We start from the raw sequence: 11,330 nt of genomic DNA, 5'->3' as shown, positions 1-11,330 counted from the left end.
ATAATATAGGATAATAAGAAAATTTTTTATAAAATTTAGAAATTAGATTTGAAGATATATTAAGTAGATTTATAAATGTTGTGTATATAGTAAAAATGCAAAACTGAAGAATAAATATTTAATAAAGATCAAGAAAGATTAATATTAGAGGTGAAATTTAACATATGATAAAAGGATACGAAGGTATAGAGCCTAAAATAGATGAAACTGCATTCATAGCAGAAAGTGTAGATATAGTAGGTAAAGTTACTATAGAAAAGAATGCAAACATTTGGTATGGAACTGTTTTAAGAGCGGATGATAATTATATAACTGTAGGAGAAAATACTAATATACAAGATGGTAGTGTTGTACATATATCAGAAAAGTTTCCTACAATAATAGGCAACAATGTTACGGTAGGTCATAAATCAATAATACATGGATGTGAAATAGGAGATAATACTTTAATAGGTATGGGTTCTATAGTTTTAGATGGAGCTAAAGTTGGTGAATTTACATTACTTGGAGCAGGGAGTTTAGTACCACCAGGTAAAGAAATACCATCAGGTGTTTTAGCTATGGGTTCACCTGCAAAAGTAATAAGAGAACTTTCACAGGAAGAAAAAGAAAATCTTACTAAGTCTGCATTAAAATATGTAAAACTTGCAAATAATCATAAGTAATAAAAATAAAAGGGCAATTCTATATTGTCCTTTTTAGATTTTAGGAGTGAAATTTAGTGAGAATAAGTTATAAAAACTTAAAGAGATATAAAGATATTGCACATATATTAATTAAATATGGGTTTTCATTTATTGTAGAAAAGTTAAATATATCAGAGGTAGCATATAAAATACCAATTACAAGTCCTTCACAAAATATAAAAAATATGTCTACAGCAACGAAGATTAGATGTGTTATAGAAGAACTTGGACCTACATATATAAAGCTTGGTCAAATATTAAGTACAAGAAAAGATTTGTTTGATGAAGATATAATAAATGAACTTTCAAAACTAAGGGATAGTGTAGAGCCTTTTGATACAGATATAGCAAAGGCTATATTTGAAAATGAAACGGGATTAAAGATATCAGATATATTTAAAGAGTTTAATAATATTCCAATAGGGTCAGCATCTATAGGTCAAGTTTATGAAGCAAAATTAAAAAATAATGAAGATGTAATAGTAAAAATACAAAGACCAAACATAGAAGAAACTATAAAGTCTGATATAGAAATTTTAAAAACAATTGCTTTAACACTTGAAGATTTAAATAATGATATTGATATAGATTTAAAACAAGTAGTAGAAGAATTTAATGCTCAATTAATGAGGGAATTAGATTATAAATTTGAAGCTATAAATGCTATAAAGTTTAAAGATATGTTTAAAGATAGTAACGAAGTATATATACCAACTATATACGATGAGTATAGTACTGGAAAAGTATTAGTAATGGAAAAAATAATAGGCGTAAAATTAAGCGACATATCAAAAATAGAGGAACTTGGATGGGATACTAATAATATAGCTCAAATAGGTGTTAGGTCTTTATTCAAGCAGATTTTTGAATATGGTTTTTTCCACGGAGATCCACATCCAGGAAATATATTTGTAGTAAGTAATAATTGTATAGCTTATATAGATTTTGGAATGGTAGGTATTATAGATAATAAGATGTTAAACTTCTTAAATAATATAGTTATAGCAATAGGTAAAAGAAATATAGATAGAGTAATCCATTTATTAATGGATATAAATATACTAAATTCAGATGTAGATATGAGTAGTTTTAGACAAGATTTATTATATTTAATGCATTATTATTATGATGTTCCTATAGAAAATTTAAGTATATCAAATATTTTAAATGAAATGTTTAGATTTTTTAGAACATATAAAATAGCTATACCATCACAGCTTACAATGCTTTCTAAAACTATAATAACATTAGAGGGAACAGCTAGAGGTTTGAATTCTAGTTTTTCAATAGCATCGGTAGCTGAAGAATTTATTAAGTATTATTATATAAATCAACTTAGTATAGATAAGATGTTAATTAGAGCGAAAGATAATGTAGAAGAAATTTGCTTAGATATTAAATCAATACCTAAGCAATTAAAAACTATACTTAGAAACTTAGAACATAATAATTTAAGAATACAAATGGATGATGTAAAGTTTACTAGCTTAGAAAGATGCATAACTGATGTAACGACTAATATTTCATTAAGTTTAGTTTTAGCATCTATTATAGTTGGTTCATCACTTATAATATCATCTCAAAATATAAATCAAAATATTGGAATAAAATTAATGGCTATAATAGGATTTTTTATATCTTTTATTATAGGGATATTATTAGTTATAAAAATATTTAGGAGCCAATATAAAAATAAATTTAATTTTGAAGTATATATTTATAAGATATTAATAAAATTTTTTATTGTAAGAAAATTTGGAGGAATAAAATGAGTAATGAAAAATGGTTACTTAGAAATAGAAAAGCAGATTTAAAAGAAATGTCTCAAAGATATGGTATAAGTCAATTGCTTTGTAAATTAATAGTAAATAGAGAAATAACAGATGAAAATATATTAAATAGTTATATAAATCCTACATATAAATATTTACATCAACCTGCAGATATGAAGGATATAAAAAAAGCAGTAGCGATAATAAAAGAAAAAATAAAAGCAAATAAAAAAATTAGAATCATAGGTGACTATGATGTAGATGGAATAATAAGTGTTTATATATTATATACAGCACTTAATAAATGTGGAGCTAATGTAGATTATGAAATACCAGATAGAATTAAAGACGGATATGGTATAAATAAAAATATAGTAAAAATAGCTTATGATGAAGGTGTTGATACTATAATAACTTGTGATAATGGAATTTCAGCAATAGAACAAATAGAATATGCAAAAGAATTAGGGTTAACTGTAATCGTTACAGACCATCATGATGTTCCATTTATTGAAGAGGATGGACATAGAACTTTTATATCTTCAAATGCAGATGCAATAATAAATCCTAAACAAACAGAATGTAACTATCAATTTAAAAGTATATGTGGAGCAGGTGTAGCTTTTAAATTAATGGAAGCTCTATATGAAGAGTTGGGAATGGATAAAGATGAATGTTATAAGCTAATTGAATTTGTAGCTATAGCTACTGTTTGTGATGTAGTTGATTTAATAGATGAAAATAGAATATTTGTAAAAAATGGATTAGAAATGCTTAATAATACTAACAATATAGGTATAAAAGAACTTAAAAAGGCTACTGGTTTAGAAGATAAAGAAATTACAGCATACCATTTAGGGTTCGTTATAGGTCCATGTTTAAATGCATCAGGTAGACTTGATTCAGCTAAAAAAGGACTAGAATTACTTTTAATGGATGATGAAGAAGATGCAAAAAAATTAGCTATAGAAATCGTAGAGTTAAATGATGCAAGAAAGAATATGACTAAAGAAGGCGTAGATAAAGCTATTGATATAATTGAAAATACAGATATTAATAATGATGATATATTAGTGATTTATATAGAAGATATACATGAAAGTCTTGCAGGTATAGTTGCAGGAAGAATTAAAGAAAGATATAATAAGCCAACTATTATTCTAACGAAATCAGAAGAAGGTGTTAAAGGTTCAGCAAGATCTATAGAAGAATATAATATGTTTGAAGGCCTATTAGCTTGTAAAGAATTGTTAGATAAATTTGGAGGCCATCCTATGGCAGCGGGATTATCATTACAAGAAGATAAGATTGATAGTCTTAGACATAGCTTGAATAAAAAATGTGAGTTAACACAAGATGATTTAGCCAAAAAGATAATGATAGATGCATCGCTACCTTTAGAATATTTAAACTTAAATCTTATTGAAGAGTTAAACGTACTAGAGCCATTTGGAAAAGGTAATTCTAAACCGGTATTTGGTGTAAAAGATGCAAAAATAATAAATGCTAGGATACTTGGAAAGGATAAAAATGTTTTAAAGTTAAGACTTTTATTATCTAATAATATTACAATGGATGCAATGATATTTAATGATGTAGAATATTTTGAAGAAAAAATAATATCGAAGTATGGAAAAGATATATTAGAGAATCTATATAATAAATCTAATAATAGCGTAAATATGGATTTTACATTCTACCCATCAATAAATGAATGGAATGGAAATAAAAGCATACAAATAATAGTTAATGGAATTAGATAATAGTAATGTAAATTTAAGTTATAATAATATTTATATTAAGAGTATAAAAGGATAAGATATAGAGCAATATCAGATTTATCTCTTTTAGATGAAGATTTTGATATTAACTTTAGAGAGGTTAATACAAATAAAAACAATATACAAGTTATATTCTCGTCAAATATTGATAAAATAGACTTAAAAAGATATAATAATATTGTTCTTTATGATTATTTACATAGCACTAAAGATTATGCGTATATATATGAGGGTGCTAGTGATGARWRTARWWWWWWYWARWMATACATTTATTATATAAATATTTAATAAAGTTAAATATAGATAAAAGTGAAAACTTAATATCTAATAAACATAAATTAGAAAATGGAAAGCTATTAGGAGGGTCATCATGGACTTAAAAAAAGTAATAAGAAATATCGAAAACTTCCCAAAAGAAGGAATACAATTTAAAGACATCACAACATTAATGCAAGATGGTGAAGCTTTTAAGTATACAATAGATTCATTTATAAATGAATTAAAAGATAAAAATATAGATATTATAGTAGGACCAGAAGCTAGAGGATTTTTAATGGGAACTCCAGTTGCTTATGGATTAGGTGTTGGATTTGTTCCAGTTAGAAAACCAGGAAAACTACCATCAGAAACTATAAGTTATAGCTATGGATTAGAGTACGGAAGTGATACATTACAAATACATAAAGATGCAATAAAGCCAGGTCAAAGAGTAGCTATAGTAGATGATTTACTAGCTACGGGAGGAACTATGGAAGCTGCAGCTAAGTTAATAGAGCAATTAGGTGGAGAAGTAGTTTCTATGCAATTCTTAATAGAATTAGAAGATTTAAAAGGAAGAGATAAATTATCTGAATACGAAATAAATTCTTTAATAAAGTACTAGTACTTAAAAAATAGTTGGTATATAGCCAACTATTTTAATATATAAATTTATATTTGAAATAGGTGGTATTATGCAGGATAAAGAAATTCAAGAGCTTATAAATAAAATAAAAAAATACGCAAAAGATGCAGATGTTAATTTAGTTGAAAAAGCTTATTACTTTGGGAAAAAAGCACATGATGGACAATTTAGGAAATCAGGGGAACCTTACTTTATACATCCGATAGCAGTAGCGAATATTCTAAGTGATATGGAATTAGATATAGAAACTATAATAGCAGGTTTACTTCATGATGTAGTTGAAGATACTGAATATACATATGAAGATATAGAAAAAGAATTTTCTAAGGAAATAGCGGATTTAGTAGATGGAGTAACTAAACTTGGACAGATTAAATATCAGTCAAAAGAAGAAACTCAAGCTGAAAACTTAAGAAAAATGTTCCTTGCTATGGCAAAAGATATAAGAGTCATACTTATAAAATTGGCAGATAGACTTCACAATATGAGAACACTAAAGTTTATGCCTCCTGAAAAAGCAAAAGCAAAAGCGATAGAAACATTAGAAATATATGGTGGTATAGCTAATAGATTAGGTATTTCCATGATTAAATGGGAACTTGAAGATTTAGCTTTAAGATATATAGACCCGGAAGGTTACTATCAATTAGTAGAAAGAGTAGCTAAAAAAAGAAGCCAAAGAGAGGCATATATAGAAAATGTTATTAACATATTAAATAAGTTATTTGAAGATGTAAGTATAAAGTGTAATGTATATGGAAGACCAAAGCATTTTTATAGTATATATAGAAAAATGCAAAATAAGCATAAAACATTCCAAGAAATATATGATTTAATGGCAGTTAGGATTATAGTAGATACTGTAAAAGATTGCTATGCAGTGCTTGGGATGATACATACTTTATGGACTCCTATGCCAGGTAGATTTAAAGATTATATAGCTATGCCAAAGCCTAATATGTATCAAAGTTTACACACAACTGTAATAGGTCCAGATGGTGAACCTTTAGAAATACAGATAAGAACTAAAGAAATGCATACTATAGCTGAGTACGGGATAGCAGCTCACTGGAAATATAAAGAAGGAAATAATAGTCAAAAGCAAACTAGTATAGAAGGTAAGCTTAAATGGCTAAGACAAATGATAGAGTGGGAACAAGATTTAAAAGACCCACAAGAATTTATGGATGCTCTTAAAGAGGATGTATTCAGTAGTCAAGTTTATGTATTTACTCCTAAAGGAGATGTTGTAGAACTTCCAGCAGAGTCAACACCTATAGATTTTGCATATAGAGTGCATACAAATGTAGGAAATAAATGTGTTGGTGCAAAGATAGATGGAAGGATAGTAACTCTTGATTATAAGCTTCAAAATGGTAATATAGTTGAAATATTAACTTCTTCAAATTCTAACGGACCAAGTAGAGATTGGATAAATATTGTTAAAACACCAAATGCTAAAAGTAGAATTAGGCAGTGGTTTAAAAAAGAAAGAAGAGAAGAAAATATTCAAAGAGGAACTGAAATACTTGAAAAAGAATTCAGAAAACAAAATATACCATTAAAAGACCCTAATGTAGAAAAATACATGCAACAAATGACTAAAAGATTTAACCAACCAACAGTAGAAGACTTAATAGCTACTATTGGATACGGTGGTATAATAGCTAATCATGTAGTTTCTAAAGTTAGAGAGTTATATGAAAAAGAAGTTAAGAAAGAGCAAAAAGAACAAAAAGAAGAGATAAATGATATCGAAAAACATAATATAAGTGATGCGGAATATAAGAAAAAAAGAAAGAATAATAATAATCAAGGAATTGTTGTTAAAGGCCTAGATAATATACTTATAAGATTTGCTAAATGTTGTAACCCACTTCCTGGTGATGAAATTATAGGTTATATAACAAAAGGAAGAGGTGTTGCAATACACAGATCTGATTGCCCAAATGCAAATATTAACAACGATTCATTCAAAAGTAGATTGGTAGATGTGTCATGGACTAATTCAGAATCTAGCAAATTTGAGGCAGAAATACAAATAAAAACGGTTGATAGAAGAGGTATAATAAACGATATAACTCATATAGTTGTTATGGATAAAATTTCTTTAAATGGTATAAATGCTAGAAAAGGGAAAGATAGTGTAGTAAGTGTAAATCTTTTAGTAGAAGTTAATAATATAGAAACATTAAATACACTAATGAAAAAGATAAAATCAATTCCTGGTGTTGAAAATATTTATAGAGTAATAAACTAGGAGGTTATTATGAGAGCTGTTGTTCAAAGAGTATCTTCTTCAAAGGTTACAGTAGATGGTAATATTACTGGAGAGATAAAAAAAGGATTACTTGTTTTGCTTGGAGTAACACATGAAGATACATCTAAAGATGTAGATTATATAATAGATAAAGTACTAAATTTAAGAATATTCGAAGATGAAAATCAAAAAATGAACTTGTCATTAAAGGATGTAGAAGGGGAGCTATTAGTGGTATCTCAATTTACTTTATATGGAGACTGTAGAAAAGGTAGAAGACCTAGCTTTTCTACAGCTGCAAGACCAGAACTTGCAACAAAGCTATATGAAGAGTTCATAGAAAAATCGAGAAAAGAAGGAATAGTAACTCAAACGGGACAATTTGGTGCACATATGATGGTTGATTTAACTAATGATGGACCAGTTACTATATTACTTGAATCAAATAGAACTTTCTAAGGAGAGATGATTATGAAAATAGAGAAAATAGTTGAACCATACTTTGGTGAAAATATGTACATATTAATAGATGAAGAAACTAAAAAATGTGCAGTTGTAGATCCAGGGGGAGCTAGTGATAAAATACTTAATTATATAAAAGCAAATGCTTTAGAATTAGAGTATATAATATTAACTCATGGTCACGGAGATCATATAGGAGCAGTTAATAAAATAAAATCTCAAACTAATGTTAAGGTAATAGCTCATAATGATGAAAAAGAGTTATTAAATAATAATAGAAAAAATCTAAGTTATTCTATGCATTGTGGACCGCAAGAATTAGATGCTGACATATATGTTAAAGATAAGGATAAGTTAGAACTTGGAAATTTAAAATTAAGTTTTATTCATACACCAGGACATACAAAAGGATGTATGTGTATAAGAGTTAATGATGATATGTTTACAGGAGATACTTTATTTGCAGGAAGTATAGGAAGAACTGACCTTTATGGTGGAGACTATAGACAAATAGAGAAATCTTTAAAGAAATTATCTAAATTTGAAGATAAAGTAAAGATACATCCTGGTCATGGTCCAAGCTCAACACTTGGTATAGAGAAGATGAGTAATCCTTATATGTAGAAGGAGACGTTAAAATGTTAAACGTAATATTAAAGAATCATGATTTTAAGTATGAAGTTGCAGAACTTATAAAGCTATTTACATCAGATTTCCAATTTACTGATAAAAAGAATTTTGGAATGGTTTTAGAAAATAACCTTTTAGAATACAACAATACTTTAATATCAACTACTAAATACTATGAAAATTATGAACTTAGATTTGAGTCATCAGAACATATAAAAACAGATGATTTAAATGAGCAAGGATTAAAAAAATTAACTAAAGAAATGATAAAAAGAAGTATGTTTAATGTATTAAAAAAGAAATTTAATACTTATGTACCATGGGGCATACTTACTGGAATAAGACCTGTTAAGATAGTTCATAACTTACTAGATAAAGGTATGGATGACGAGTCTATAAGACAAAATCTAAAAGAGAACTACTTAATAATGGATGAAAAGATAGATTTAGCCTTAGATATAGCAAAAAGAGAAAGACCTTTTATGTATCCTATTGATGAAAATAAAATATCTTTATATGTGGGAATACCGTTTTGTCCTACAAGATGTTATTATTGTTCATTCCCAGCAAATCCACTAAAACAGTTTGGACACTTAAGAATGGAATATGTAGAAAAACTTATAGAAGAAATTAAGGGAATGGCAAAAATAATAGAAGATACAAATAAAGAGATTGAAACATTATATATAGGTGGAGGAACTCCAACCGCTTTAGAAGCACCAGAGTTAGATATATTAATAACTGCGTTATTTAAAGAACTAGATTTAACTAAAATAAAAGAGTTTACAGTTGAAGCAGGAAGACCGGATTCTATAACTAGAGAAAAATTAGAAGTTCTTAAAAAGCACAATGTAAGTAGAATAAGTATAAATCCTCAAACTATGAATGATGAAACTTTAGAAAAAATAGGACGTGCTCATAGTGTTTCTGATATAGTTGATTGTTTCAATATGGCTAGAGAAATAGGATTTGATAACATAAATATGGACCTTATATTAGGTCTTGTAGATGAAAATTTAGATATGGTTAAAAATACATTAGAAGAAATTAAAAAACTTCAACCTGAAAGCTTGACTGTACATACGTTAGCGGTAAAAAGAGCCTCTAAGCTAAAAGAAGATATAGAAAATTATGAACTTACAAGATATGAAGAAATGATAAAGATGATAGATTTATCTATGGAATATGCAAAAGATATGGGACTTAATCCATACTATATGTATCGTCAAAAGCATATGCTAGGAAACTTAGAAAATATAGGATATGCAAAAGAAGGATATGAATGCATATATAATATTCAAATCATGGAAGAAAAACAAAGTAACTATGCATTAGGTGCAGGTTCTATATCTAAATTTGTATATGTTGATGAAGACAGAATCGAAAGAGTTGAAAACGTAAAGAACGTTGAGCAATATATAGATAGAGTTGATGAAATGATAGAAAGAAAAAGAAAGGAAATATACCAAAATGTTAACTAAAGCTCCAAGAGGAACTAAGGACATAACTCCTAAAGATGCATATAAATGGAATTATGTTGAAAATAAATTTAGAGAAATATGTTCATTATTTGGATATGAAGAAATGAGAACTCCAGTGTTTGAACACACAGAGTTATTTAAAAGAGGTGTAGGAGATACTACAGATATAGTACAAAAAGAAATGTACTCATTTACAGATAAAGGTGGTAGAGATATAACTTTAAAGCCAGAGGGAACAGCAGGTGTAGTTAGAGCATTTATAGAAAATAAATTATATGCTGATACTCAACCAACAAAGTTATTCTATATAACTCCTTGTTTTAGATATGAAAGACCACAAGCAGGAAGACAAAGACAATTCCATCAATTTGGGGTAGAAGCACTAGGTAGTGATAAACCATCAATAGATGCAGAAGTTATAGCATTAGCTATACAATTCTTTAATGAAGTTGGTCTTAAAGATTTAGCAGTAAGTATAAACTCTGTTGGATGTCCTACTTGTAGAGAAGAATACAATGCTACTTTAAAACAATATCTTGATACAAAATCAGATGTGTTATGTGAAACATGTTTAGAAAGAAAAGATAAAAATCCAATGAGAGTTATAGATTGTAAAAATCCTACTTGTAAGGAAAACTTAACAGATATACCTTTCATGGTTGATCATATATGTGATGATTGTAAAGATCACTTTGAAAAATTACAAACATACTTAAAAGAAATGGATATAAACTTTGTAGTTGATAGAAGTATAGTTAGAGGACTTGATTACTACAAGAAAACTGCATTTGAAATAATATCTAACGATATAGGTTCTCAAAGTACAGTTTGTGGTGGAGGAAGATACGACGGACTTGTTGAGCAATTAGGTGGACCTAAGGGAGTTAGTGGTATAGGATTTGGATTAGGAGCTGAAAGATTATTATTAACTATGGAAAATAATAATATAGAAATAGAAAATCCATATTCAACTGATATATTTATAGTAACTATAGGGGAAGAAGCTAAGACTAAGAGTTTTAAATTACTTAAAGACTTAAGAACAAACCATATAAGTGCAGAAAATGATCACTTAGATAGAAGTGTTAAGGCTCAATTTAAATACTCTGACAAAATAAATGCTAAATTTACTATAGTTATAGGTGATGATGAATTAGCTAATGATGCTGCTACATTAAAGAATATGGCAACATCAGAACAAATAACTATTAAGTTAAGTGAAATAGTTAAAGAATTAAAGTCTAGAATGTAGTTTATGTATACACAAGTTAATTAATTAAATTATATTAAATATAAGTTTAATTATTAAAGATATATGAGTATAACTTTAATGGACAATATATTATATTAGTGA

The 11,330-nt window shown here is 27.5% G+C and carries 9 protein-coding genes; all 9 read left to right on the top strand.

Annotation, left to right across the window (positions count from 1 at the left end; genetic code table 11):
* Window positions 1–164: 164 nt before the first annotated feature.
* Window positions 165–665 (top strand): gamma carbonic anhydrase family protein, encoded by a 501-nt coding sequence (locus G3997_RS08665; RefSeq protein ID WP_296645382.1) that lies wholly within the window; start codon window positions 165–167, stop codon window positions 663–665.
* A gap of 56 nt (window positions 666–721) precedes the next feature.
* Entirely contained in the window at window positions 722–2,458 is a 1,737-nt protein-coding gene (locus G3997_RS08660) for an ABC1 kinase family protein (protein ID WP_296645381.1), read from the top strand.
* A complete protein-coding gene (recJ, locus tag G3997_RS08655; protein ID WP_296645380.1) occupies window positions 2,455–4,221 on the top strand; it encodes a single-stranded-DNA-specific exonuclease RecJ in 1,767 nt (588 codons plus the stop codon). The genes G3997_RS08660 and recJ overlap by 4 nt, the downstream gene beginning before the upstream one ends.
* Before the next feature lie 388 nt (window positions 4,222–4,609).
* Window positions 4,610–5,122 carry an adenine phosphoribosyltransferase gene (locus G3997_RS08650; protein ID WP_296645379.1) on the top strand — a complete coding sequence of 171 codons (513 nt, stop codon included), beginning with the start codon at window positions 4,610–4,612 and terminating at the stop codon, window positions 5,120–5,122.
* A 70-nt stretch (window positions 5,123–5,192) separates the two neighbouring features.
* Window positions 5,193–7,403 carry a RelA/SpoT family protein gene (locus G3997_RS08645; protein ID WP_296645378.1) on the top strand — a complete coding sequence of 737 codons (2,211 nt, stop codon included), beginning with the start codon at window positions 5,193–5,195 and terminating at the stop codon, window positions 7,401–7,403.
* A 9-nt stretch (window positions 7,404–7,412) separates the two neighbouring features.
* The gene (gene dtd, locus G3997_RS08640; protein ID WP_296645377.1) at window positions 7,413–7,862 is read left to right on the top strand and encodes a D-aminoacyl-tRNA deacylase; all 450 of its coding nucleotides are present in this window, start codon (window positions 7,413–7,415) and stop codon (window positions 7,860–7,862) included.
* 12 nt (window positions 7,863–7,874) lie between these two features.
* Window positions 7,875–8,489 carry an MBL fold metallo-hydrolase gene (locus G3997_RS08635; protein WP_296645376.1) on the top strand — a complete coding sequence of 205 codons (615 nt, stop codon included), beginning with the start codon at window positions 7,875–7,877 and terminating at the stop codon, window positions 8,487–8,489.
* A gap of 14 nt (window positions 8,490–8,503) precedes the next feature.
* Entirely contained in the window at window positions 8,504–9,976 is a 1,473-nt protein-coding gene (gene hemZ / locus G3997_RS08630; RefSeq protein WP_296645375.1) for a coproporphyrinogen dehydrogenase HemZ, read from the top strand.
* Window positions 9,966–11,228: a histidine--tRNA ligase gene (hisS, locus tag G3997_RS08625; RefSeq protein ID WP_296645374.1), complete on the top strand. Its 1,263-nt coding sequence runs from the start codon at window positions 9,966–9,968 to the stop codon at window positions 11,226–11,228. Before hemZ ends, hisS begins: the two co-directional genes overlap by 11 nt.
* Window positions 11,229–11,330 lie beyond the last annotated feature (102 nt).

Source organism: Romboutsia sp. 13368, assembly GCF_018336475.1.
GTDB lineage: Bacteria > Bacillota > Clostridia > Peptostreptococcales > Peptostreptococcaceae > Romboutsia.
Note: the sequence above shows the minus strand (reverse complement) of the source record. Positions and strands in the feature narration are given on the sequence as shown.

What these genes read in the sequence shown, in the direction of transcription:
- G3997_RS08665 (WP_296645382.1), top strand. Translation starts at nt 165, where the DNA reads ATGATAAAAGGATACGAAGGTATAGAGCCTAAAATAGATGAAACTGCA.
- recJ (WP_296645380.1), top strand. Translation starts at nt 2,455, where the DNA reads ATGAGTAATGAAAAATGGTTACTTAGAAATAGAAAAGCAGATTTAAAA.
- G3997_RS08650 (WP_296645379.1), top strand. Translation starts at nt 4,610, where the DNA reads ATGGACTTAAAAAAAGTAATAAGAAATATCGAAAACTTCCCAAAAGAA.
- G3997_RS08645 (WP_296645378.1), top strand. Translation starts at nt 5,193, where the DNA reads ATGCAGGATAAAGAAATTCAAGAGCTTATAAATAAAATAAAAAAATAC.
- dtd (WP_296645377.1), top strand. Translation starts at nt 7,413, where the DNA reads ATGAGAGCTGTTGTTCAAAGAGTATCTTCTTCAAAGGTTACAGTAGAT.
- G3997_RS08635 (WP_296645376.1), top strand. Translation starts at nt 7,875, where the DNA reads ATGAAAATAGAGAAAATAGTTGAACCATACTTTGGTGAAAATATGTAC.
- hemZ (WP_296645375.1), top strand. Translation starts at nt 8,504, where the DNA reads ATGTTAAACGTAATATTAAAGAATCATGATTTTAAGTATGAAGTTGCA.
- hisS (WP_296645374.1), top strand. Translation starts at nt 9,966, where the DNA reads ATGTTAACTAAAGCTCCAAGAGGAACTAAGGACATAACTCCTAAAGAT.